Annotated in this window: 20 protein-coding genes, 1 tRNA gene and 3 pseudogenes; 14 read left to right on the top strand and 10 right to left on the bottom strand. The window is 59.3% G+C overall.

The genetic code is table 11. From position 1 onward, the window contains the following. From EOA78_RS20430 to EOA78_RS20450, 5 genes and pseudogenes are all read right to left on the bottom strand, one after another. Positions 1 to 450, bottom strand: a pseudogene (locus EOA78_RS20430) (phosphotriesterase-related protein); the annotation flags it as partial. Positions 451 to 454: 4 nt separating this feature from the next. Next, on the bottom strand, positions 455 to 1,465 hold the full coding sequence (locus EOA78_RS20435) for an ABC transporter permease (RefSeq protein ID WP_127316701.1): 1,011 nt from the start codon (positions 1,463 to 1,465) through the stop codon (positions 455 to 457). Continuing rightward, positions 1,462 to 2,259 (bottom strand): ATP-binding cassette domain-containing protein, encoded by a 798-nt coding sequence (locus EOA78_RS20440; protein ID WP_127316702.1) that lies wholly within the window; start codon positions 2,257 to 2,259, stop codon positions 1,462 to 1,464. The genes EOA78_RS20435 and EOA78_RS20440 overlap by 4 nt, the downstream gene beginning before the upstream one ends. A 75-nt stretch (positions 2,260 to 2,334) precedes the next feature. Then, positions 2,335 to 3,273: a substrate-binding domain-containing protein gene (locus EOA78_RS20445; RefSeq protein WP_127316703.1), complete on the bottom strand. Its 939-nt coding sequence runs from the start codon at positions 3,271 to 3,273 to the stop codon at positions 2,335 to 2,337. 117 nt (positions 3,274 to 3,390) lie between these two features. Further along, positions 3,391 to 4,002: a cupin domain-containing protein gene (locus tag EOA78_RS20450; RefSeq protein ID WP_095518422.1), complete on the bottom strand. Its 612-nt coding sequence runs from the start codon at positions 4,000 to 4,002 to the stop codon at positions 3,391 to 3,393. Between the two features lie 322 nt (positions 4,003 to 4,324). Here EOA78_RS20450 and EOA78_RS20455 point away from each other — a divergent pair, with 322 nt between their 5' ends. From EOA78_RS20455 to EOA78_RS20465, 3 genes are all read left to right on the top strand, one after another. After that, positions 4,325 to 5,257, top strand: a complete 933-nt coding sequence (locus tag EOA78_RS20455) for a complex I NDUFA9 subunit family protein (protein WP_245477615.1) — start codon at positions 4,325 to 4,327, stop codon at positions 5,255 to 5,257. 157 nt (positions 5,258 to 5,414) lie between these two features. Beyond that, a complete protein-coding gene (locus tag EOA78_RS20460; RefSeq protein WP_245477617.1) occupies positions 5,415 to 5,603 on the top strand; it encodes a hypothetical protein in 189 nt (62 codons plus the stop codon). A 179-nt stretch (positions 5,604 to 5,782) separates the two neighbouring features. Further along, entirely contained in the window at positions 5,783 to 7,555 is a 1,773-nt protein-coding gene (locus EOA78_RS20465) for an SLC13 family permease (RefSeq protein WP_127316735.1), read from the top strand. 654 nt (positions 7,556 to 8,209) lie between these two features. Here EOA78_RS20465 and EOA78_RS20475 read toward each other — a convergent pair. Together EOA78_RS20475 and EOA78_RS20480 are read right to left on the bottom strand one after the other, a co-directional pair. After that, positions 8,210 to 8,284: transfer RNA gene (locus EOA78_RS20475), tRNA-Gln, on the bottom strand. A 148-nt stretch (positions 8,285 to 8,432) separates the two neighbouring features. Then, entirely contained in the window at positions 8,433 to 8,777 is a 345-nt protein-coding gene (locus EOA78_RS20480) for a VOC family protein (protein ID WP_127316706.1), read from the bottom strand. Positions 8,778 to 8,993: 216 nt separating this feature from the next. Between EOA78_RS20480 and ppdK the strand changes: the two genes are divergently transcribed. The 3 genes and pseudogenes from ppdK to EOA78_RS20495 form a co-directional block, all read left to right on the top strand. Then, positions 8,994 to 11,672 (top strand): pyruvate, phosphate dikinase, encoded by a 2,679-nt coding sequence (gene ppdK, locus EOA78_RS20485; RefSeq protein WP_127316707.1) that lies wholly within the window; start codon positions 8,994 to 8,996, stop codon positions 11,670 to 11,672. Between the two features lie 247 nt (positions 11,673 to 11,919). Then, positions 11,920 to 12,618 (top strand): TylF/MycF/NovP-related O-methyltransferase, encoded by a 699-nt coding sequence (locus EOA78_RS20490; protein ID WP_206533471.1) that lies wholly within the window; start codon positions 11,920 to 11,922, stop codon positions 12,616 to 12,618. Positions 12,619 to 12,687: 69 nt separating this feature from the next. Beyond that, positions 12,688 to 13,027: pseudogene (locus EOA78_RS20495) on the top strand (polysaccharide deacetylase); the annotation flags it as partial. Between the two features lie 36 nt (positions 13,028 to 13,063). Here the strand turns inward: EOA78_RS20495 and EOA78_RS20500 are convergent. Together EOA78_RS20500 and EOA78_RS20505 are read right to left on the bottom strand one after the other, a co-directional pair. After that, the gene (locus EOA78_RS20500) at positions 13,064 to 13,453 is read right to left on the bottom strand and encodes a DUF427 domain-containing protein (protein ID WP_127316709.1); all 390 of its coding nucleotides are present in this window, start codon (positions 13,451 to 13,453) and stop codon (positions 13,064 to 13,066) included. A 239-nt stretch (positions 13,454 to 13,692) separates the two neighbouring features. After that, a complete protein-coding gene (locus EOA78_RS20505; protein WP_127211407.1) occupies positions 13,693 to 14,049 on the bottom strand; it encodes a hypothetical protein in 357 nt (118 codons plus the stop codon). 180 nt (positions 14,050 to 14,229) lie between these two features. Here EOA78_RS20505 and EOA78_RS20510 point away from each other — a divergent pair, with 180 nt between their 5' ends. Further along, positions 14,230 to 15,858, top strand: a complete 1,629-nt coding sequence (locus EOA78_RS20510) for a fatty-acid--CoA ligase (protein WP_127316710.1) — start codon at positions 14,230 to 14,232, stop codon at positions 15,856 to 15,858. 78 nt (positions 15,859 to 15,936) lie between these two features. Continuing rightward, positions 15,937 to 16,719, top strand: a complete 783-nt coding sequence (locus tag EOA78_RS20515) for a DUF1499 domain-containing protein (RefSeq protein WP_127316711.1) — start codon at positions 15,937 to 15,939, stop codon at positions 16,717 to 16,719. Between the two features lie 3 nt (positions 16,720 to 16,722). On the opposite strand, the gene EOA78_RS20520 is transcribed toward EOA78_RS20515, so the two are convergent. After that, on the bottom strand, positions 16,723 to 17,631 hold the full coding sequence (locus EOA78_RS20520) for an MBL fold metallo-hydrolase (RefSeq protein WP_127316712.1): 909 nt from the start codon (positions 17,629 to 17,631) through the stop codon (positions 16,723 to 16,725). 116 nt (positions 17,632 to 17,747) lie between these two features. Between EOA78_RS20520 and EOA78_RS20525 the strand changes: the two genes are divergently transcribed. The 6 genes and pseudogenes from EOA78_RS20525 (at position 17,748) to EOA78_RS20550 (ending at position 23,533) form a co-directional block, all read left to right on the top strand. Beyond that, positions 17,748 to 18,338, top strand: a complete 591-nt coding sequence (locus EOA78_RS20525) for a biotin transporter BioY (RefSeq protein ID WP_127316713.1) — start codon at positions 17,748 to 17,750, stop codon at positions 18,336 to 18,338. A gap of 477 nt (positions 18,339 to 18,815) precedes the next feature. Beyond that, complete coding sequence (locus EOA78_RS20530; RefSeq protein WP_164783845.1) at positions 18,816 to 19,379, top strand: transcription termination/antitermination NusG family protein; 564 nt, start codon at positions 18,816 to 18,818, stop codon at positions 19,377 to 19,379. A gap of 277 nt (positions 19,380 to 19,656) precedes the next feature. Next, entirely contained in the window at positions 19,657 to 20,934 is a 1,278-nt protein-coding gene (locus EOA78_RS20535; RefSeq protein WP_245477619.1) for a sugar transferase, read from the top strand. A 90-nt stretch (positions 20,935 to 21,024) separates the two neighbouring features. After that, a pseudogene (gene gmd, locus EOA78_RS20540) lies at positions 21,025 to 22,144 on the top strand (GDP-mannose 4,6-dehydratase). Next, entirely contained in the window at positions 22,141 to 22,929 is a 789-nt protein-coding gene (locus EOA78_RS20545; protein WP_127316716.1) for a glycosyltransferase family 2 protein, read from the top strand. Before gmd ends, EOA78_RS20545 begins: the two are co-directional and overlap by 4 nt. Beyond that, positions 22,922 to 23,533, top strand: a complete 612-nt coding sequence (locus tag EOA78_RS20550) for a class I SAM-dependent methyltransferase (protein WP_127316717.1) — start codon at positions 22,922 to 22,924, stop codon at positions 23,531 to 23,533. The genes EOA78_RS20545 and EOA78_RS20550 overlap by 8 nt, the downstream gene beginning before the upstream one ends. The last annotated feature ends 6 nt before the right edge of the window (positions 23,534 to 23,539 follow it).

Raw genomic sequence — 23,539 nt, forward strand, 5'->3', positions numbered from 1 at the left:
TTCGGGATGGGTGTGCTCGAGATAGAAGCCGGTGCCCATGACGATCTTCAGGCCGGACATGCGGCTGATGCGGGCGAGCTTCTCCGGCTCGCGGCCGATGCCGATATTGGTCGCGTCGACGACGGTGTGGCCGCCCAGCGCGCGATAGCGTTGCAGCTCAGACAGCGCCAGGTCGCTGTCGTCGAGCGAAACATTGTCGCGGTTGGCGTAAGGGTTCATGCGCAGTTCGCCGATGATCTCGATGTTCACCGGCTGCTCGGCGAGCGCCAGGTCGTCGGGATGACAGGGACATTTCCAGCTGCGCGCACCATCGAGCAAGATGTGCTCGTGCATCAAGGTAATGCCCATTTCTTCGACCGGAAGGGGGCCGAGCACGGTCATCACCTGGCCGGTTTCGACCCCGATCGCCAGCCGCTGCCTGGGAGCTGCGTCATCGAAGAGATCACTCATAGGCTCAACGGCTCCGTACGGCGCCGCGGAACAGGCGGAAGTTCAGCCAGATGGCGATCAGGATGATCGTTCCGGTCACGATCGGCGTCAGGAAGGGCGACAGATGCGCCAGGATCAGGCCGTTGCCGATGACGGCCACGGTAAGCGCGCCGAGCACCGTGCCGATAATCGTTCCGCGGCCGCCGAACAGGCTGGTGCCGCCAAGCACGACGGCAGCGATCACTTCGAGCTCAAAGCCTTGCCCGGCGTTCGACGATCCGGATCCGAGCCGGGCCGCAATGATGATCCCCGCAAGTGCTGCCGCGGCGGCGGAAATCACGTAAACGAAAAGCGTCGTTAGCCGCGTGTTGACGCCGGCGCGTCTAACCGCTTCGGCGTTGGCTCCAATGCCGGTCACGTAGCGGCCGAACGGCGTCTCGTTGAAGGCGATATAGGCAATCGCAAGGATCGCCAGTGCGATCAGCGCAGGCGCCGGCACGCCAAGAAACCAGGCGCGGCCCAGCACCGTGAAAGGGCTTCCCGGCTCGATGGGGATCGAGTAGCCGCCGGTGATCAGCAGCGCCACGCCACGGATCACCGAAAGCCCGGCAAGCGTGACGATGAAGGCCGGGATGCCCTCATAAGCAACGAAATAGCCTTGCACCGCGCCTAGCAAGGCACCCAGCGCAAGCATGGCCAGGATGACCACCGGCCATGGCAGGCCCAGCTGCAGCAGTGTCGCCGACAACGTTGCCACCAGCGCCAGCACGGAGCCGACAGAAAGGTCGATGCCGCCCGTGGTGATGACGAAGGTCATCGCTGCGGCGACGATCAGCAGCGGGGCCGACTGCCGCAGGATGTTCAGCAGATTGGGCGACGTCAGAAATGCGTTCGTCGTCACCGAGAAGATGACGCAAACCACAAGAAAGAACAACGCGATCGACACGACACTGCCATTGGCGAGCACCGCATCTCGCCATGTGCCTTCGCGAACCCTTCGAGACTGAGCGGAGTGGGTCGAACTCACGTCGCTCATGCTGGCGCTCCATCGCGATAGGCGTTGGTGGCCGAACGAGCGCTGAATTTGCGGCCCACGATCAGGTTGACGACATCTTCGATATTGGTTTCGCCGATCAGCCGCTCGGCGACGTTGCGTCCTTCGTACATGACCTGAATGCGGTCGCATACGAGGAACAGATCCTGAAGGCGGTGGGTGATCAGAATAACGCTGACGCCGCGGGCGCTCACGGCGCGGATCAGGTCGAGCACAGCCTCGACCTCGGCGACGGCAAGCGCTGCCGTCGGCTCATCCATAATCAGCACGGACGGCTCGAACGAGGCGGCGCGGCCGATCGCGATCGACTGTCGCTGTCCGCCGGACAGGTTCTCGACCTTGAGCCGCGTGTCGGCGATAACGATGCCGAGTCGATCGAGCATCTGGCGCGTCTGTTCGTGCATGCGCTTCTTGTCGAGAAAGGAAATGCCGGCGATGCGGCGGCGCGGCTCACGGCCGAGAAAGAGATTGCCGGCGACATCGACCGTGTCGCAGAGCGACAGATCCTGATAGACCATCTCGACGCGCGCTGCACGCGAATCCGCCGGCGAGTTGAAGGTCACCGGCATGCCATCGATCTCGATCGTGCCGGCATCGGGAACCACCGCCCCCGACAGCACCTTGCTCAATGTCGACTTTCCCGCGCCATTGTCGCCGACCAGTCCCAGGACCTCGCCCGGCTTCAGCACCAGCGACACATCATCGAGCGTCTGGATGGCGTTGTAGCGCTTTGAGATGCCGCTCATCCGCACCCGATAGGTCTCGCTACTGCTCATCTTGAATCCCACGGGATTTGCAAAGCGTCCGCGGCGTAGCCTCAAGCGGCGCCGCGGACCGGTCATCGACGCAGTTTACTGGAACATCGCGCGGTATTGCTCGACATTGTCCTTGGTTACAATGGTCACCGGAATATTGATGATCGGCTCGACCGTTTCGCCCTTCTTGAGCTTGATCAATGCCTCGACCGCGGCTTTGCCTTCGCCGGCCGGATCCTGCTGGACGACCGCTGCAACCCACCCATCGTCAATGCCCTGAATGACCTGCTTGGTTAGGTCCCAGCCGAACACCTTGACGTCGCCGGTGCGGCCTTGGCTGGTTACGGCCGAAACAGCGCCGAGCAACGCCGGCTCGCCGGTCGCATATAGCGTCGTCATGTCCGGATTGGCGGTCATCAAATTCTCCGAAGCGCTCATTGCGGTCTCCTGAACATTCTGGCCGTTGACCGTGTCGAGGAAGGTGATCGCCAAGCCGCTGTCAGTGACCGCCTTCTTGAAACCGTCGAGCCGCTGGTTCTGGATGAACGAATTAAGCGCGCCGACAATGCCGATCTTGGCAGTGCCGCCCATCTCCGATTTGACATGGTCGGCGTAGAATTTGCCGATATCCTCGCCAGCCTTGGCGTTGTCGACACCGATGAACGCAACGTTGTCGCCGTCGGGAATCTGCGCGTCGATGGCGATCACGGGGATGCCGGCCGCCTTCGCGGCGGTGATTGCAGGCTTGACGCCGTTCACGTCGATGGCGACTAAAATGATGCCGTCGACTTTCTGTGTGATGTAGTTCTCGATCGCGTCATTTTGCGCGCTCGGCACGTTGTTGGCATTGAAGATGACCAGCTTGGCGCCTGCGGCGTCGGCCGCCTTCTGCGCGCCCTCATTGATCTGGTTGAAGAACAGGGCCTGCTGGTTGATGTTGACGAGAGCGAACGTATCGGCGAACGCCGATCCCATCGCGGTCGAGCAAATGGCGATGACGGCGGCGCAACGGAAGAGAAGTTTGAACGGACGCATTTACGGTTCCCCTTGCTTGCGGGCCAAACCTGTTCGGCTGGTCCCATTGGTGCTACAGGCACGGGGCAACATTCAAGAGACTTGAATACTTGTCAACGAATTTGATCTCTGAGCCCGTCAGAACGTCGCCGGCGTGTTGACCCAGAAAATGCTGGCTCTCTCCTTGCCGATGTTGCGGTAATGGTGCGGCAGCTCCGACCTGAACACGAACGCATCGCCAGTGGCGAGATCATGGCTCTTGCCATCGACGATCAGCTTGATCCGGCCAGCGAGCACATAGCCGACTTCCTCGCCGACATGCTGGATGGGACCTTCGCTCTCGCCGTCCGCCTCGATATGATGGATATTGCACTGCAGCAGGTGACCAGGCGAATACGGAATGATGCGCTCAAGCGAAATGCCCTCGCCGCGCCTCAGCGCGTCGAGCGAGATCAATGGCCGCGCGCCTGCGCGGAACACGATCGCCTCGTCGTCGTCGACCTGTTCGAACATCCAGCCGATATTGGTCCCCAGAACTTCGACCAGGCGGTGAAGCATGGGCAGGGATGGCGAAGCCTTGCCGTTCTCGATCTTGGACAAAAGGCTTTCAGAGCAGTTCGCAGCGGTCGCCAGCGTCTTCAGCGTCATGCCCCGTGTCTGCCGGGCGAGGCGCAACCGCGTTCCAAGCCGCGCGGCATTTACGGTGGCGTCCGCTTCAGACTCTGGCCGTCGCCGATCGATTTTGTTCATCCGTTCGCCAACCATTCAACAGTCATGGGACAACTGTCGCGCGAGCAAAAGACAGCGGCGACCGATTTGCAAGCGATGATTTGTCAATTTCGATGCTGCAGTGCCTCGACCGGTTTTGATAGCACGGATAAAGCAACTCAGCGTCAAACACTCGCCTTCTATGGCGACATCGGCCGTCCCCCGTTCAACCCAGCGCTGACTGGAACAAAAAGCGTTCCTGCGTTGTTCTCCAACCGTCCTGATGTTCGACGGCTGGTTCATACGCCGGCCAGGGGCAATCCCCGCGGCAGGCGCTTGGCCGGCACGCGAAGAAGGGATGGCGATGGATCCTGACGATCTCAACACGGAACGGATCGCCACTGTGTTCGGCGGAACAGGCTTTCTCGGGCGCAGGATCGTGAAGCGGCTCCTTGAAAGAGGCTTCACGGTCCGCGCCGCATCCCGCCACCCGGCTCGTGTGGGCCCGGTCTTTTCTTCGACTGCAAGGATGCCCGAAGCCGTCGAGGCGGATATATTGAATGCGTCCTCGATCGGCTCGGCCATTGCCGGATCACAGGCGATCGTGAATGCTGTCAGTCTTTATGTCGAGCAGGGCGCGCAGACGTTTGAACGCGTGCATGTGAAAGCTGCCGCTGATCTCGCCGCTGCGTCGCGCGATGGCGGGGTAGACCGGTTCGTTCAGATTTCGGGGATCGGCTCCGATCCTCAATCGGATTCGAAATATATTGGGGCACGTGGGCGCGGAGAAGAGGCGGTGGCGAGCGCATTTCCCGGCGCCTTCATTGTTCGTCCCGCCGTCATGACAGGACCTGACGACGTTTTCCTCACGACGATTGTGAGGCTGATACGTCTCCTGCCGGTCTATCCGCTGTTCGGCGATGGTGGCACACGGCTTCAGCCGGTCTATGTGGCAGACGTCGCAGAAGCAGTGAGCCGGCTGGTCGACGGGCGAAACCACAATGGTTCATCGATATTCGAATTCGGTGGCCCGCGCATCTACACCTATAAGGAACTGCTTCGGGAGATCGCCCGACAGCTCGATACTCATATCAGGCTGATGCCGCTGCCGTTTGCGGCGTGGAACGCATTGGCTGGCGTCGCGGAATTCCTTCCGGCCGCCCCGATAACGCGCAACCAGGTCGATCTTATGCGTCACGACAATGTGGCATCAATAGACGCGCCAGGCCTGAAGGAACTCGACATCGAGCCGCGGGGCATCGACGAGGTGATCCGCTTGATCGAACAGCGCGCGTGATGCCGGCCAACGCTCGTCTCCTCCTTAGGAAGAACCTATGATCCTGACGGGAACCTATCGCCAAGCAGCAGGTTGGTCGAGATTGCGCCAATGAAGGAGGAAAAGAACTATGGCCAGATGCGATCAATGTGGGAATGACTACGACAAGGCTTTCGAAGTGAAGGTGGCCGCGGAAACCTATACGTTCGACAGCTTCGAATGCGCAATCCAAAAACTTGCTCCGGTCTGTCCGCATTGCGGATGCCGGATCATCGGACATGGCGTTGAACAGGATGACATTATCTACTGCTGCGCACATTGCGCCGCGGAGGAGGGCGCGAGCGCGCTGACCGATCGCGCACCTTGATGCAACGCTACCAGGATCATGGCCGCCAAGAGCCAGGAACGTCGCTCGACGCGGGCTTATTGGCAAGCATGGAAGTTCAGCATTCAGAAGCGTGTTAGCAAAGCCGTGATCAGCGAAAGCAACTAAAGGGCGGGTTGGCCGTTCTGATCAGCCGCAGTAGCGGCGGGGCACCCGAAGACATGACTACGCCGCAAATCCTGTCGTTCGCCGTTACCTTCGTGATGATGGCAGCGTTCGTATGGGGTCGGTATCGATATGACCTGGTCGCAGCTGCGGCACTGTTGCTTGCACTCGCGGTTGGCATTGTGCCTTTTGACGAAGCCTTTAGCGGGTTCAGCGACGACATCGTGATCATTGTTGGCAGTGCGCTGCTGGTGAGCGCCGGCATAGCCCGCTCGGGCATCATGGAAGTTGCCATCAAGCGCTTTGTTCCGAACATATCGGGCGTTCGGCCGCAACTGGCGCTGCTGGTTATCGTGGTCACGATCCTGTCTGCCTTTGTAAAGAATATCGGTGCGCTGGCTATCATGATCCCGATAGCCTTCCAGTTCGCGCGCCGGTCAAGCGTTTCACCCTCGATATTCCTGATGCCTATGGCGTTCGGGTCACTGCTCGGTGGACTCATGACGCAGGTGGGGACATCTCCCAATATCGTTGTCTCGCGTGTGCGGGAGGAACTGACCGGCACCGCCTTCACAATGTTCGACTTTACACCTGTTGGAGCCGCCCTGGCCGCCGCCGGAACGATCTTCCTGCTGCTTTTCTATTGGCTGTTACCGGTGCGCGAAAAGCTCGGCGGGTCGCTGAATGAAGCCATCAACATCAAGAATTACCTGACAGAGGCCCGAATTGTAAGCGCTTCCACGGTGCTCGGGAAAACCGTCGCAGACCTCATTAAGCTTTCCGGCGGCGATGCTATCGTGACGTCGATCCTGCGCAACCGCACGATGCGGATGACGCCACTGCCCGACGTTGTCCTCAAGGTGGACGACATTCTGCTGCTCGAGGGCGACCCAGAGGCGTTGGATCGCCTTGTCTCCCAGGGCAAACTCAGCGTTACGGGCGATAGGGTCGGTGGTGACGACACCAACAGCGAGATGGTAGCTATCGAAGCTGTGATCGGTGAAAGCTCCTCTTTGATCGGCTGGTCAGCCCAGCGCCTTGCCCTTTACGACCGCTTCAATGTCAACCTTTTGGCCGTCAGCCGTCACGGCGAGCGCCTCGACCGCAGGCTGGCCGAAATCCAGCTAAGGCTCGGCGACGTCATCGTGTTGCAGGGAAATGCAGCCACGATACCCGAGATACTGCGTGAACTCGGCTGCCTGCCGCTCGCAGAAAGGGCTATCCTGCTTGGTAGCGTGCGCAAGGGTATCGTGCCGGTAACGATCCTTGCTCTCGCTATGGTGGCGACTGCATTCGGGCTGCTCCCAGTCTCCGTCGCTTTCTTCGCGGCCGCGGTCGGGATGGTGCTTTTCAAGGTCATCCCGGTCCGGGAGGTCTACCAATCGCTGGATGGTCCAATCCTTCTTATGCTCGCCGTTCTCATTCCAGTGAGCGATTCGCTACGCAGTACGGGGGCGACAGGCGTAATTGCCGGCGAGCTTGCCAAACTGGGAACTATTCTTCCGGCGCCCGGCGCACTGACGCTAATCCTTGTCGCCGCCATGGCCGTTACGCCATTCCTCAACAATGCCGCCACCGTGCTTGTCATGGCGCCTATCGCCGCCGAGTTTGCTGGCGATCTCGGCTACAGGCCGGAAGCATTTCTGATGGCGGTCGCCATTGGCGCCGGCTGCGATTTTCTCACCCCGATCGGCCACCAGTGCAACACGCTCGTCATGGGGCCGGGCGGCTACCGCTTCAGCGATTATCCACGTCTGGGACTGCCGCTATCGTTGCTCGTCGTCATCGTTGCTGTGCCGATGCTAATGATCATATGGCCAATGAACTGATGTGCGGCGGACGGATCAATCCTGCTCGAGCTTTAGCTACCGATTTCGAGAAGGATAAGCCGCGATAGCGCCTCCGCATGTAGGCCGCCGGGTCGCCGCTGACAGTGATCTGCCCTTAGGGCGCGGACAGATCGGATTTCAGACGTCGGCACGCGAAAAGGCCGAGATTGCTTTTTTGGAATACGCGGCCTTGGATCGTTCTACTACCTCGCATTTGCACTTGGGCAGGCTGAATTCGAGGGTGCGACATTTCTTTGGGTAACCGTCTGGTTCGCCGTTTTAAGTTCAATTGTAATGCATGGCGTCATGGTGACCCCGGTCATGCACCATTTGGACCGCGGCCGACCACGCTCCTGGCTGAGGATGCCCCGAACTCGGCCCAGGTAGGCCAGCCGCGAGCGGCGGATGGATCAGTGGCACCAAGTCAGTTGTGACGATCCAAGCATCTAAAATAGTCGACCTGAGTTGAATGGCCGTTGCCGATGCGCTGGCGGAGAGAACGCTGGAATCACCGCAGGGAACGGCGCAATGAGATTTATCTTTTTTGGCAGCTACAGACGCTGTCGAAATAATGGGACTATTGCTTATCTCGACAACTGCACGACTCGGTTGTCTTAAAGGTGAACTAAGCTGTTGGTTTCATTATCAGATGACTGGCTGGGGCGCCAGGATTCGAACCTGGGATTGTCGGTACCAAAAACCGATGCCTTACCACTTGGCTACGCCCCAACAGCGGGAACATGCCCGCTTTGCGCGCGGCCTTATAGGACGAGCCGACGGAAAGCTCAATGCCGAGAATAGCAAGTGCGCGGGACTGATCCACCGGTTCCCGCAGATTGGCCTTCGCATATCATCGTCTGCTGTCGTGCGATGGCGTCTATTCACCCCAAACGGCCATCTCATTGCCGGCCGGATCGACGAAATGGAACCGCCTGCCGCCGGGGAATGAGAAAATCGGCTTGACGATCGTGCCGCCGGCATTTTCGACGGCGCCCAGGGTTTCTTCCAAATCCTCGGAATAAAGCACGGGAAGCGGCTTGGCGGGCGCTTCCCCGGCATCAGCCTGGAAGCCTCCATCAAGACCTTCCGAAAAGGCTGAATAGGTCGGCCCGTGGTCGGTAAACGACCAGGAAAAGGCGGCGCTGTAGAAAGCCTTGAGCCTATCCAGCGTTCCACCAATTGCCGGCATTTCCAGATAATCGAGTTTTCCGGTCAGTTTCACAATGTTACCCCCCCCCCCTTGGTTCCTGTTATGTTCTACTCAAGTGGGCGCCGAGCCGCAAGTCTTTTTGCCATCGCTTTTTCTTAATCGATTGTAGAAGCCGGCTGGCTTTGCCGACGCTTGCCTTTCGCACTGCAGCATCATATCGCTCGGATGGGACACGGCGAAACTTCGGCTTCGCCAATCTTTTCAATCTCCTGCAACCGGAGAGCAAGCATGACCAAATGGGTCTACACCTTTGGCGACGGCGCTGCGGAAGGCCGTGCCGGCGACAGGAACCTTCTGGGCGGCAAGGGCGCCAATCTGGCCGAAATGTGCAGCCTGGGCCTGCCTGTGCCGCCGGGGTTCACCATCACCACCGAGGTCTGCAACGCCTACTACGCCAACGGCCGCACGTACCCGGCCTCGCTGGAGGCGGACGTCGCGGTTGCGCTTGACCACATCGGCCGGCTGACCGGGCGCCGTTTCGGCGATCCCTCGAAACTGCTTTTGGTGTCGGTGCGTTCCGGTGGCCGCGCTTCGATGCCCGGCATGATGGACACCGTGCTCAATCTCGGTCTGAACGACGAGACGGTCGAGGCGCTGGCCGCCGATTCAGGCGATGCGCGCTTTGCCTATGACAGCTACCGGCGTTTCATTCAGATGTATTCCGATGTCGTCATGGGCCTCGACCATGAGGTGTTCGAAGAAATCCTCGAAGACCAGAAGGGCGGGCTCGGCCACGAACTCGATACCGAACTGACGGCCATCGAATGGCAGGGCGTGATCGCACTCTACAAGGCCAAGGTCGAGGAGGAACTCGGCAAGCCGTTTCCGCAGGATCCGCACGAGCAGCTCTGGGGGGCGATCGGCGCCGTGTTTTCGAGCTGGATGAACAACCGCGCCATAACTTATCGGCGCCTGCACGACATTCCCGAAAGCTGGGGCACTGCGGTCAACGTCCAGGCCATGGTCTTCGGCAATATGGGCGAGACCTCGGCCACCGGCGTCGCCTTCACCCGCAATCCGTCCACCGGCGAAAAGATGCTCTATGGCGAGTTCCTGGTGAATGCGCAGGGCGAAGATGTCGTCGCCGGCATCCGCACGCCGCAAAACATCACCGAGGCGGCGCGCATTGCCGCCGGCTCGGACAAGCCGTCGCTGCAGAAGCTGATGCCGGAAGCCTTCCAGTCTTTCGTCACCATCTCCGACCGTCTGGAAAAGCACTACCGCGATATGCAGGATCTCGAATTCACCATCGAGCGCGGCAAATTGTGGATGCTGCAGACGAGGTCCGGCAAGCGTACCGCCAAGGCGGCGCTCAAAATCGCCGTCGACATGGCGCGGGACAAGCTCATTTCAAAGGAGGAGGCCGTCGCCCGCATCGATCCGGCCTCGCTCGACCAGTTGCTGCATCCGACCATCGATCCGAAGGCGGCGCGCGATGTGATCGGCATCGGTCTGCCCGCATCTCCGGGTGCAGCCACCGGCGAGATCGTCTTTTCCTCCAACGACGCCGAGGAGCTTAAGACGCAAGGCCGCAAGGCGATCCTCGTGCGCATCGAGACCAGTCCCGAGGACATCCACGGTATGCATGCGGCGGAAGGCATCCTGACCACGCGTGGCGGCATGACCAGCCACGCCGCTGTGGTGGCGCGCGGCATGGGCAAGCCTTGTGTGTCGGGCGCGGGATCGCTGCGCGTCGACTACAGAGCCGGCACGCTGATGGCGATGGGGTCGACGTTCCGCAAGGGCGACATCATTACCATCGATGGCGGTAACGGCCAGGTGCTGAAGGGCGCCGTACCGATGCTGCAGCCGGAACTCTCGGGCGATTTCGCCGCCATCATGGAATGGGCCGATGCCGTACGTCGCATGAAGGTGCGCACCAACGCCGAGACGCCGCTCGACGCGCGCATGGCGCGTTCCTTCGGCGCCGAAGGCATCGGACTTTGCCGCACCGAGCACATGTTCTTCGAGGGCGACCGTATCGTCGCCATGCGCGAGATGATCCTAGCCGACACGGAAAAGGGCCGGCGAACGGCGCTCGCAAAACTCTTGCCCATGCAGCGCTCGGATTTCCTCGAATTGTTCGAGATCATGGCCGGCCTGCCGGTGACGATCCGCTTGCTTGATCCGCCGCTGCACGAATTCCTGCCCAAGACCGAGGAAGAGGTGGCCGAAGTCGCTGCCGCCATGAACGTGTCGCCCGACAAGCTCAGGCAGCGCACCGAAGCCCTGCACGAATTCAACCCGATGCTTGGCCATCGCGGCTGCCGGCTTGCGGTTTCTTATCCCGAAATCGCAGAGATGCAGGCGCGCGCCATTTTCGAGGCCGCCGTCGAGGCCGGCAGGAAGGCCGGCGCGCTGGTGGTTCCGGAAATCATGGTGCCGCTGGTCGGTCTGGTGAAGGAGCTCGATTACGTCAAGGCGCGGATCGACGCCGTCGCCAAGAGCGTGATGGAAGAGACCGGCGTCAAGATCACCTATCTTACCGGCACGATGATCGAACTGCCGCGCGCCGCGCTCCGCGCCCATGTCATTGCCGAGGCGGCCGAATTCTTCTCTTTCGGCACCAACGATCTGACCCAGACCACCTTCGGCATCTCACGCGACGACGCGGCCTCGTTCCTGGAGACCTATCGCCAGAAGGGCATCATCGAGCAGGATCCGTTCGTGTCGCTCGACATTGAGGGCGTCGGCGAACTGGTGCGGATGGCAGCCGAAAAAGGCAGGGCGACGCGGCCGGAGATCAAGCTCGGCATTTGCGGCGAACATGGCGGCGATCCGGCATCGATCCATTTCTGCGAGGAGGTCGGCCTCGATTACGTGTCGTGCTCACCCTACCGCGTGCCTATCGCCAGGCTGGCTGCCGCGCAGGCGGCGGTACAGGCTGCAAAGGTCAACCGCGGCTAACGGTTCTCGGACCAATCGACGATGTCGATTGGTCCTGGCCGTCCCGATCCGAGATTACGATTTTGTAAACAAGTTCACGCGAGCGCGTGCGTGACAGCTCCAATCTCGACATCGTTTCTGCCCTGCTGTCGGCCTTCGCACCCACCCGGGCCAGCAACGGACGTTGCAGATTATTCCGCGTCAAGGCCGTGTTCGCTCGCTTGCAAATCTCTAGGCTGCTGGCTAGCATCGCACGATGTTGACAAGATTGACCCGACGCCTGCTGAAGAATGCGAACAGGCTTAGAGTGCCGGCCATCGCCAGTTCGGTGCAGCGCGCTCGGCTGACGTACCTTTCGGACGAGAAGTTTATCAGCCTCCGCGATGCGATCAGGCAAGTGAGGCGTGAAAAGGTCCCCGGCGACTTCATCGAATACGGTATCGCACTCGGTGGCTCGGCAATCTACATCGCGTCCGAACTCGACGATGACCGCCATTTCCACGGCTACGACGTGTTTGGCATGATTCCGAGCCCGACCGAAGAGGACGACGAAAAATCCAAGGCCCGTTACGACACCATCCGATCGGGACGATCCAAGGGTATTGGCGGTGACACCTACTACGGGTATCAAGGCGATCTGTTCGACAAGGTGAGCACCAGCTTCATGGACTTTGGGGTCCCGGTCGATGGCGCACGCATTGTCTTTCACAAGGGTCTGTTCGAAGACACGGTGCACTTTCATCCGAAAAGCAGAATAGCGTTGGCCCATCTCGATTGCGATTGGTACGATCCAGTCAAGCTCTGTCTTGAACGGACCGTGGAGGTGTTGAGCCCAGGTGGTCTCATGATCCTTGACGACTACAATGACTACGGCGGATGCCGGACAGCGACCGATAAATTCCTTGCAGGCCGCGCTGATTGCCGCCTGGTACGAACGCTCCCTCATGCCGTGGTCCAGCGAATATAGGTTGTACCGTCACCTCTGTGTGTTGGCGTTGTCATCGTCTACCGCTCATTTAGTACCCCCCTGACTTGCGCCGCCGCCCTTGCCGGGATCGGCGAGCCGGCGCCGAAATGGTTTCGCGGCGCAACCGCCGAACATAGTCCGTCGGCTATCGCCATGATACGCAAGCTTGGCTTCAAGATCGCCGGCTTTTCGATAAACGGCGACGGCGGTTCGTTGCTGGGAGCGAAGGAAACCGCTCGCCGCATCGCCGCGGCAAAGGTTGACGATGTCATCATCGCTCATATCAACCAGCCGACCCATGCCGCCGGCGAAGGCGTCGTGCAGAGTCTGCTGGCGTTGAAGGGCGAGGGCTCACCTTCGTGCGGCTCAACGATGTCGACAATTCGGCAATGACGGCACCACGGACTGATTGTTAGGGGAGGTGCCGTTCGAAAACCGCGCCTGCTCAGTCCGGCGTAGCTTCGATCGTCACCTTGTTGGGATAGAACGCGCCGTGATCGCGGATTTCGATCATCTCGTCGAAAGGCTGCTCATAGGCCCACATCGCATCCTTGCCTGCTTCCGCGGCAGGCAGCACGCTCCAATAGCTCGCATCGCCCTTGTAGGGGCAATGCGTCGACAATTCCGTCTTGCGAAGCTGGTCGAAATCGATGTCTTCGAATGGAATGTAGAGGACCCGGGGGTAGGGGGATTCGGTCAACACCTTGGCCCTCTTAGACGAGGCGATGACCGCGTCGCCGGCAAGTACGGTCACAGTTCCGCTATAGGGCTCGACAGTAATCACTTTACCCGGGTTGCGTTGAAAGCCGGGTGACGGATTAGCGATCTGGTCCATGACGGGTTCTCCTTGCACGACCTAATGCATGTCGCCCAAAATGCGCAGCGGTCTTGGGATTACGGGATGTATAAAAATAAGAACTTAAAGCGCGTCGCGTGAAGTCCTTTTGGCGCGACGCACTTTAAGGTGTGTCGGGCGTGCGCGCCGCGCAAGGCCGCCGTCGAATGCGGGACTCAAAAACCATCGCGATTTGGCGTTGCCAGATCTCTCGGCAAATCGACCTTGTCGATGACCGATCAGGCGGCAGCCTGAAACGCATCCAACAGCCCGGCATAGGCCGCGGCGATACCGGCAACCGGATTGGTGCTTCTCGACGCGGTTTCGACCTTGAGCGCACCACCGCCGGTCGGCAAGGTAAGAAGCAGGAACTGGCGGTTGCCGCCATCGCCGACGCAAGCCGCGGCGACGTGCTGGCCTTCGCCTTCGTTCTGAACGCACATCTTGAACAGCAGCGTGCCGCCGACCGCCTCAAGCGCGCCGCCGACAACTTCGACGAATTCGTCCTCGGAAACGGTTTTGGCGTCCGGCACCAAATCGGCCAGGCTTTCGGCGAGCGTATCTTCGAGAGTTTTGTCGTCGAGCTGCGCGTCCATGCGAACCTCTTTCATTCGCCAATCGCACCCCTGCCCAATTAATCAAAGTTAACGCCGACGATGGCCGGATTGTGGCGGTTTTCCCTGTCTTTTCGACCAATGCGCTGCTTCTGCCCGGTCATGGCTGGACAATCCGCTTGTTCGTCCCACAATGGAACGAAAAACTAATGGGAGGAAAGAATGCTCGGATTGATGCAGGAATGGCCGCTGCTTTGCCACAAGCTAATCGACAACGCAGCCAGGCAGCACGGCGAACGCGAGATCGTGTCGCGCTCGATCGAGGGCCCTATCGTCCGGACCACTTATGCCGAAATTCATCGCCGCGCCCTGCGCGTCGCTGAGAGGCTCGAGCGTGATGGCTTTGGGCTTGGCGACCGCATCGCCACTTTGGCCTGGAATACGGCGCGCCACATCGAAGCCTGGTACGGCATCATGGGTGTCGGCGCGATCTATCACACGCTGAATCCCCGCCTCTTTCCCGAGCAGATCGTCTGGATCATGAACAATGCCGAAGACAAGGCGATCTTCGTCGATCTGACATTCATGCCGCTGCTTGAAAAGATCGCCAGCGCGGTCAAATCGCTGAAGCAGGTGATCGTGCTGACCGACAAGGCGCACATGCCGCAAACGGTGCTGCCGAACGTCGTTGCCTATGAGGAATGGCTTTGCGAAGCCGACGGCGCCTTCACCTGGAAGACGTTCGATGAAAACACCGCCGCCGGCATGTGCTACACCTCGGGCACGACAGGCGATCCGAAAGGCGTCCTCTACAGCCATCGCTCGAACGTGCTGCACGCCATGATCGCCGCGATGCCCGACGCGATGGGGCTCTCGTCGCGCGACACAATACTGCCGGTCGTGCCGATGTTCCACGCCAACGCCTGGGGTCTTGGCCAGAGCGCGCCGATGATCGGCGCCAAGCTGGTCATGCCTGGCTGCAAGATGGACGGCGCCTCGATCTACGAGTTGCTCGACACTGAAGAGGTGACGTTCAGCGCCGCGGTGCCGACAGTGTGGCTGATGCTGCTCCAGCATCTGGAGGAGACCGGCAAGGAACTTCCCTATTTGAAGAGGGTCGTCATCGGCGGCTCGTCCTGCCCGCGTGCGATCACAACGAAGTTCCAGGATAATTACGATGTTGAGGTCATCCATGCATGGGGCATGACCGAAATGTCGCCGCTCGGCACCCTGTGTACAATGAAGCCCGGCTATGCCGGGCTTGAAGGCGAAGCCCGGCTCGACGTCCAGAGCAAGCAGGGCTATCCGCCCTTCGGCGTCGAAATGAAGGTGACCGACGACGACAACAACGCGCTGCCATGGGACGGCAAGACATTCGGACGCTTGAAGGTCCGCGGACCGGCTGTCGCGCGCGCCTACTATGGCGGCATCGGATCCGAACAGTTCGATGAAGAAGGCTGGTTCGATACCGGCGATGTCGCCCATATCGACCCGAGCGGCTATATGCAGATCACCGATCGCGCCAAGGACGTCATCAAGTCGGGCGGCGAATGGATCTCGACCATCGAGCTCGAGAATCTCGCGGTCGGTCATCCGGATGTGGCGGAGGCGGCTGCCATCGGCATCCAGCATTCGAAATGGGGCGAACGGCCGTTGCTTGTCGTCGTCCGCAAGCCGGGCCGGGAGCCGACCAAGATGGATATCCTCGCTTTCATGGATGGCAAGGTGGCGAAGTGGTGGATGCCGGATGACGTCGCCTTCGTCGGCGAAATTCCCCACACCGCTACCGGCAAGATCCAGAAGATCACCTTGCGCCGGCAATTCAGGGACTATCGTCTGCCGACGGATTAACTGAGATGATGTCTTTCTCTTCCAAGCCGCCGCTAAACGGCGCTAAACGCTCGTTCGGGTGGAGCAGTGCAGAAAACAATGGAAATTCCCGAGCGACAGACGTCGAAGGCGGCCGGCTGGTCGCGGCGGACAGGCGCTTTTTCGGCGATCCTGCTCCTGACCGTCCTCGTCGGCCACCGATATGAGCTTGTTGAAACGCCGGCCTTCCTTTGGGTGCTCGGTATTGTCGCGCTGCTTGCCGCCTTTGCGCTGTTGTTCGCCGGATTTGCCTTTTCGAGACTGTGGAATTTCGGCGACCGTGGCGGTCGCGATCTCACCGTCGGCACGGTGCTGGCACTGCTGGTGCTTGCTCCTTTTTGCATTGTCGCCTACTGGGCAGCGACTTCTCCGCCGCTAAGGGACATCTCGACGGATTTCGATGATCCGCCGGTACTCGACACCAGCACCCGGACCGGGGAAATGAACGCGCTTTCGCCACCGACCCCGGGCGAGCAGCGCCTGCAGGCGGAAACCTATCCGCTTGTCACCGGACGCAGCTACAATCTGCCCTTCGATCGGGTCCTGGAAGCAGTCGAAACCGTGCTCGATCGTCGGGATTGGCAGCTTACGGCGCCGGTTCCCCGTGCGGTCGGGCAAAGCGAGATGACGATCAACGCCCTGGCCAAGAGCTTCGTCCTCAGCCTTCCCGCCGATGTCGCCATCCGTGTGACCGACGATGGCAATTCGGTCATTGTCGACATGCGCTCGGCCTCCCGTTATGGCCGTTACGACCTTGGCGACAATGCGGCCCGCATCGTGGATTTCCTTGCCGAACTGGATCAGGAAGTCGCCGGCCAGGTCGGCACGGCCCCGGCCGAATAGTGCTTACATGATAGGAGTGAAAAAGCCGTCGATCGCCGGGTCGCCGTCGGTGCTCACCAGGCCACGAGCCACCAGATCCTCCAGATGGGCAAGCACGGACAACCCGGCAGCGCCATGGAGGCGCGGATCGGTATCGCGATAGATCGCCTTGACCATGTCCTTGATCGTCCGGTCGCCGCGTCTGATCTGCTCCAGAATCGCTTGCTCGCGCATCCTGCGATGCGTCTTCAACTCGCGCATGAAGCTGTGCGGCGCGGTCACCGGCCCGCCATGGCCGGGCAGCAGCAGGCGGTCGTCGCGCTCGATCAGCCGATCCAGCGAGGCCATATAGTCGGCCATGGCGCCGTCCGGCGGCGCAACAATGGAGGTCGCCCAACCCATGACGTGATCGGCCGAGAACAGGACACCGGTTCCTTCCAGCGCAAAAGCCGCGTGATTGGCAGCGTGACCCGGCGTCAGTACCGTCCTGATCGCCCAACCGTCGCCCTTGACCATCGAATCGTCGGGAAGCGCGATATCCGGATAAAAGGCGGTGTCGGCGCTGGCGTCGAGCGGATTAACCTCGCCTATGCGCAGCCGCCTGGCCAGCCGATGTGGACCTTCGGCCAGGACAATTGCGCCGGTGTGCTGCTTCAGCCGCGCTGCAAGCGGAGAATGGTCGCGATGCGTGTGGCTGACAAATATGTGGCTGACCGGCCTGTCTCCGATCACCTCGAGCAGTGTCTTGAGATGCGCATCGTCATCTGGCCCCGGATCGATCACCGCCAGCGTCTTGCGCCCGACGATGTAGCTGTTGGTGCCGTGAAAGGTGAACGGGCTGGGATTTTTCGCGGTAATCCGAAGCACGTCGGGCGCAACGGTCACGCCCTGGCCGTAGGACGGGTCGAAGTCTGTGTCGAATTTCAGCACCATGGCGAATGTCGTTCAGCTCTGTTCTAGAGACGGCAAAACCGATTGCCGCATAACACGGAAGCCAATATAGGAAAACGCAAGGCCGCGATCTGCGGCAGTCCGATATGAGGAAGACCATGGCAATTGCAACGACGATGCGTCCGCTTGTTTCTCTCGCTTTGCCTGAAAAGGGCGCGGCCCGCCTGGCGACCCAGCTTTTGCTGGCGATCGTCGGAACGCTGGTGCTGACCTTGTCGGCCAAGACCAGAGTTTTGCTCGGACCGGTCGACATCTCGATGCAGACCTTAGCCGTCTTTCTGATCGCCGCAGCATTCGGCATGCGCCTCGGTGTTGCCACGCTGCTTCTCTACATGGCGGAGGGCGCCATGGGCCTCCCGGTCTTCCAGGGCACGCCGGAAAAGGGCATCGGCATCGCTTACATGCTCGGCTCGACCGGCGGCTATCTTGCCGGCTTCGTGGTCATGGCGGCGATCGTCGGTTGGGCCGCTGATCGCGGTTGGGACCGCCATCCGATCAAGCTCTTCAACGCGATTCTGGTTGCCGAAATCGTCATGATGGCGATGGGTTTTGCCTGGCTGGCGCTGCTCATCGGCCCGGAAAAATCATGGCAGTTCGGCGTCGTGCCCTTCATCGTCGGCGACCTGATCAAGGTCGGCCTGGCGGCGAGCCTTGTTCCAGCCGTCTGGTCGCTGCTCAAACGCTCCTGAACTCCGGCCGATGGATTGGGGGCGGCACTGATCGAGTCCACGCAACCACAGGCGTGTGATTGGGTGGTCCTGTTTCAGCGACGGCCTGTCGGACTTTCGTCTACGCTCGCCGGCGTGACGACGACGATCAATGAACGGCTGGACAGAAACGCCAATTGGTTCGGCTTCTGCTCCGTAACGCATTGCTAACGATATCGTCACACTATGTTCAAATCGACCGATTAAGCACCAGAACAGCCGGCGATTCGTCGCGAGCGAGCGTAATCAAGCAGCTACATATCGGAGCAATTGCTCGATACCGCTGCTGGATAGCTAAAAAAGAAAGCGGCGCGATGACTTTTAGGCGCAGCTAAAGTAGTGGACAATTAGCAGGATTCGATCAACCGCATCGATTCTCACGACATGGTTGCTTGCTGGTATCTTCGCGCTGTCGTAACGCTTGCCCGACCGTGCCAAAGACCGCCGAGAAGGATACTTGTGATCACCCCGGAAAAAACAACTGTTAAGGCGACTGTATCGCCGCAGCGGCCCGCAACCGGCACCGCAGCACGCTGGTATGCCGCCAGCGTGTTTCCGGGAAAAGAAGACGTCGCCGAACGGCATCTCCGGATGCAGGGGTTTCAACCGTTTGTACCTCGCCGCGAGAAGACCACACGTCATGCCCGGCGCATCGAGACGCGACCGGCGGCCTATTTTCCAGGTTATATGTTCATCGCCCTCGATGTCGCGCTGCAGCGGTGGCGCTCGGTCAATGGAACGTTCGGCGTGCGCTCACTCATCATGCAGGGCGAACGGCCACTGCCGGTCCCCTCGGGGTTGGTGGAGCGGTTCATAGCTCTGACTGGCCGTGACGGCCTGCTTGACTTCAGCGGAGGCCTCGCTGCGGGCGCATCGGTTCGGATTCTTTCAGGTCCTTTCGCGGAGATGATCGGTCGCCTTGACCGGCTCGATCCAGCCGGAAGGGCCCGAGTGCTGGTTGCCATCATGAATGGCGAGATCCCTGTTGACATGGACTCGAGGGAACTCGTCGCGATCGCATAACCGTAATTGACGCTCGGTTATGCGATGCAAGCTGTTGCAAGGTCGGCTCTCGGGTTTCACCCGGGAGTGCGGTAGCCATAGTTGGAGCCGAAGCATACGAATGGCGCTGCCGCAGCTTGGTGTTCATTCAGGCGCTGGGGCCAGATCGTGGTTTGTCAGGCTGCCTATCGCGCGCGTGGAATACTGAGCCTGATAATCAATCTCAGCGGTTTGCGTTGAACATCTGAGAATTCCTGGCTTATTTATCGGCAACCCCCCAGAGAGCGACCTGACGAACTTGAACACCACCACCATCAACCTTCCTAACCAAAGGCATCTTCTGCTTCGGATGCGCTTTCAGTTGCTTGGTGGGCTGACGTTCGCGATCTTGGTCCCCGCGCTGGTCCGCATGTCGTTCGACCAACAAGTAATCTTGCAATCAAATATGCAGGTTACAATTGTCGCGGCATTCATCGCTCATACGGCGGGTTATTTACTTTACAAGCGCATCGGCAATTTTCCGGGTGTGGCGGCGGCTGGCTACATCTTACCCACCTTCGCCCTGACCTATGGCCTCGTGTTCGTGACCATCTTTTTTTTCAGGTTCGACTATAGCCGGTTCCAGGCCGCTGCGAGTTTCTTTCAGTCGACATTGTGGTATTTCGGTCTGAGCTTGGCCACGCGACGGCTCGACCCATACCGGTTGGCAGTAATCCCCGGCGGAGATGTCGATAGGCTGGAAAGCATACCGGGCGTCAGTTGGCACCGGATTCAGTCGCCCGAGACGATTGTCGAATTTGCGAGCGGTGTGGTGGCCGATCTTCGAGCCGATCTTTCGGATGAATGGGAACGGTATATCGCCGACCGCGCGCTCTCGGGAACGCCGGTTTACCACGTCAAACAAATCAGTGAGTCGCTCACAGGTCGAGTGGAAATAGAACATCTTTCTGAAAATACTTTGGGATCTTTGAATCCAAACCAAGCCTATTTGAAAATAAAGCAGGCTATTGATTGGCTTTCAGCGTTGTTTATCCTTGCGGTTTTCTCACCATTGCTTTTATTCGTGGCGATAGCAATAAAGCTCGACTCAGTTGGCCCGGCCTTTTTTAGGCAAAAAAGAATGGGGTACCGAGGAAATATCTATGAGGTCTACAAATTTCGGACGATGAAACTCAGCGCTGCTATTGGCGATGAGAAGGAAGAGGCCATCACAAAGGCCGGCGATGCGCGCATTACGCGCCTTGGGCAGTTCCTGAGAAAATCCAGGATCGACGAATTGCCACAAGCCTTCAACATCCTGCGCGGCGAAATGAGCTGGATCGGACCGCGGCCGGAGGCACTCGTGCTGTCGAAATGGTACGAGGCTGAGCTGCCATTCTACCGATATCGGCACATCGTCCGGCCTGGCATTACGGGATGGGCGCAAGTCAATCAGGGCCATGTTGCGGCGGTGGACGACGTTCTGGAAAAACTTCACTACGACTTCTACTACATCAAGAATTTTTCGCCTTGGCTCGACGTGCTGATTGTGTTTCGTACGATCCGAACCATGCTGACAGGATTTGGTGCTCGCTAGAGCCGAAGAGGCTTACTGATTGCGGGAGGATCATATTATTCGCTTGGCAGACACTCACAATCGCCTTCCAGAAATCGCCGGAGAAGCACAATGACCAGGAAGATCGCACTCATAACCGGTATCACTGGCCAGGATGGCGCCTATCTGGCGGAACTTCTGCTGGCAAAGGGCTATGACGTCCATGGCATCAAGCGGCGTTCGTCGTCATTCAACACCGGTCGCATCGATAATCTCTATCAGGATCCGCATGAGAAGGACGTAAGGCTGTCGCTGCATTATGGCGACATGACTGATGCCACGAACCTCATCCGCATCGTCCAGGAAGTGCAGCCAGACGAGATCTACAATCTCGCAGCACAATCGCATGTTCAGGTGAGCTTCGAGACCGCCGAATATACGGCGAATGCAGACGCGATAGGCACGCTACGCCTTCTCGAGGCCATCCGGCTGCTCGGCCTGACAAAGAAGACACGTTTCTATCAGGCATCGACATCCGAACTCTACGGGAAGGTGCAGGAGATCCCGCAAAAGGAAACGACGCCCTTCTATCCGCGATCGCCTTATGCGGCAGCAAAGATCTATGCCTACTGGATTGCGGTAAATTACCGCGAGGCCTATGGCATTCACGCGTCCAACGGCATCCTGTTCAATCACGAGAGTCCGATGCGCGGCGAGACATTTGTGACGCGTAAGATCACGCGCGCAGCTGCCGCGATCAGCCTGGGCCTTCAGGACAAACTCTACCTCGGCAATCTGTCTGCCGAGCGAGATTGGGGTCATGCCCGCGACTATGTCGAGGGCATGTGGAGGATCCTTCAGCAGGACGTGCCCGACGATTATGTCCTGGCAACCGGAGTAAAGAACTCGGTCCGCCGTTTTGTCGAGCTTGCATTCAGCGAAGTTGGGACCGAGATCCAATGGGTCGGTTCCGGCATCGACGAAAAAGGCATCGATGCAAGATCCGGCGCCGTTCTGGTCGAGGTGGATCCGCGGTACTTCAGGCCGACCGAAGTAGAGCTTCTGATCGGCGACCCCTCGAAAGCGGAGCGCGTTCTCGGGTGGAAGGCAACAACCTCCCTAGCTACAATGGTCCAGGAAATGGTCCAGTCCGATCTCGAAACGGTAAGACGGGAATCCGAGCACCGGCGCTTGGACGAGGATCGCATTCGCGTTGCGGCACAGTAAGGAACGTTGGACCGAGTTGACATGAGAATCTCGGTTTTGACGGTCTGCTGGAACTCGGCCGCAACAATCAGGCATACGGTCGATAGCTTCTTTGCCCAGGATCATCAGGACAAAGAGCTGGTGGTCGTCGATGGCGGGTCATCGGACGAAACGCTGACAATCGTCCGGTCGTATCCGCAGGACCAGATTCAGTTCGTCAGCGAGCCCGACCGCGGAATGTATGATGCCTTGAACAAAGGATTGCGTCTCTACACCGGAGCCGCAGTAGGCGTGCTGAATTCCGACGATTGTTTCCATGACCATACTGTGCTGACGCGAATTTCGGCAGGACTTGAACAGGCCGACATCGTGCATGGCGATCTGGATTTTGTTGAAAACCATCTCAACAAGCGGGTCGTACGGCGTTGGCGTGCCGCCCCCAGGCCAGCTAAAGGTTTTCGGACAGGCTGGATGCCGGCCCACCCGACGTTTTACGTCAGGCGCGTGGTTGCCGAACGAGTGGGAGAATTTGACCTGTCTCTGGCCACCGCCTCTGACTATGACTGGATGCTGAGGGCCGTGGAACTCAACCATTTTCGCTCCGATGTGATCGGCCACGTGATGATCGACATGCTCCAAGGAGGGAGGAGCACATCTGGTCTTGTGTCTCACATTCGTCACAATTTGGAAGCGCTGACATCCCGCCGGCGATGGCTGAAATCAGGAATGATCGACTACGCGCTCGTCGCGAAACCTGCGCGGAAATTGGGGCAGTTTGTTTCGAAACAGGATGGCAACGAAGATATGAAGAAAAGCCTATCCGATGAATGATCCAAAGACCATTCTAGAACCGATAGCAGGTTATGTTTTTGACCTCGTTGCGAAGCTGCGCAACCGACAGTTTGTCCCGCATTCGCTGACGAAGCTGCACAATTTGAAAACGTGCAGGGACATGACAGGTGCGACGACGGCTGTGGAAATCGGCTCCTACAAGGGTGTCACGACGAAACGGCTTTCTTACCTATTCGAGAAGGTGGTCTCAGTCGAAATTGACGAAGCACTATATCGTCAGGCCGCCCGGCGCTGTGCGGCACGGAAGAATGTGGAATTGTTGCTCGGCGACGGTTCCAAGCTGCTGCCGGAAATTGCTACACGGGTGGACAGGGCCCTTATCTTCCTTGACGGTCATTTCAGCGGTGGCGAAACGGGACAGGGCGACGAGCCGGAGCCGGTGTTGAAGGAACTCGATCTCATCGCCCCTTTCATTTCAAATTTCGTTGCAATTGTGGTCGATGATTTCCGACTCTTTGGCGTCGAGCCAGGATGGCCAAGGAAGTCGGAAGTGATCCAAAAACTGGAAACCCTGCTGCCGGAAACACAATGGAGACTTTCCGTCCTCAATGATCAGTTTTTGGTCGTCCGAAAGCTTGGCTAGATTGGC

It is taken from the genome of Mesorhizobium sp. M5C.F.Cr.IN.023.01.1.1 (genome assembly GCF_003997585.1).
Taxonomy (GTDB): domain Bacteria; phylum Pseudomonadota; class Alphaproteobacteria; order Rhizobiales; family Rhizobiaceae; genus Mesorhizobium; species Mesorhizobium wenxiniae.

Coding starts and splice junctions, on each gene's coding strand:
- EOA78_RS20440 (WP_127316702.1), bottom strand. CDS start 2,259: ATGAGCAGTAGCGAGACCTATCGGGTGCGGATGAGCGGCATCTCAAAG.
- EOA78_RS20500 (WP_127316709.1), bottom strand. CDS start 13,453: ATGGACCAGATCGCTAATCCGTCACCCGGCTTTCAACGCAACCCGGGT.
- EOA78_RS20450 (WP_095518422.1), bottom strand. CDS start 4,002: ATGAACAAAATCGATCGGCGACGGCCAGAGTCTGAAGCGGACGCCACC.
- EOA78_RS20550 (WP_127316717.1), top strand. CDS start 22,922: ATGAATGATCCAAAGACCATTCTAGAACCGATAGCAGGTTATGTTTTT.
- EOA78_RS20545 (WP_127316716.1), top strand. CDS start 22,141: ATGAGAATCTCGGTTTTGACGGTCTGCTGGAACTCGGCCGCAACAATC.
- EOA78_RS20505 (WP_127211407.1), bottom strand. CDS start 14,049: ATGGACGCGCAGCTCGACGACAAAACTCTCGAAGATACGCTCGCCGAA.
- ppdK (WP_127316707.1), top strand. CDS start 8,994: ATGACCAAATGGGTCTACACCTTTGGCGACGGCGCTGCGGAAGGCCGT.
- EOA78_RS20465 (WP_127316735.1), top strand. CDS start 5,783: ATGACTACGCCGCAAATCCTGTCGTTCGCCGTTACCTTCGTGATGATG.
- EOA78_RS20515 (WP_127316711.1), top strand. CDS start 15,937: ATGGAAATTCCCGAGCGACAGACGTCGAAGGCGGCCGGCTGGTCGCGG.
- EOA78_RS20510 (WP_127316710.1), top strand. CDS start 14,230: ATGCTCGGATTGATGCAGGAATGGCCGCTGCTTTGCCACAAGCTAATC.
- EOA78_RS20455 (WP_245477615.1), top strand. CDS start 4,325: ATGGATCCTGACGATCTCAACACGGAACGGATCGCCACTGTGTTCGGC.
- EOA78_RS20435 (WP_127316701.1), bottom strand. CDS start 1,465: ATGAGCGACGTGAGTTCGACCCACTCCGCTCAGTCTCGAAGGGTTCGC.
- EOA78_RS20525 (WP_127316713.1), top strand. CDS start 17,748: ATGGCAATTGCAACGACGATGCGTCCGCTTGTTTCTCTCGCTTTGCCT.
- EOA78_RS20520 (WP_127316712.1), bottom strand. CDS start 17,631: ATGGTGCTGAAATTCGACACAGACTTCGACCCGTCCTACGGCCAGGGC.
- EOA78_RS20445 (WP_127316703.1), bottom strand. CDS start 3,273: ATGCGTCCGTTCAAACTTCTCTTCCGTTGCGCCGCCGTCATCGCCATT.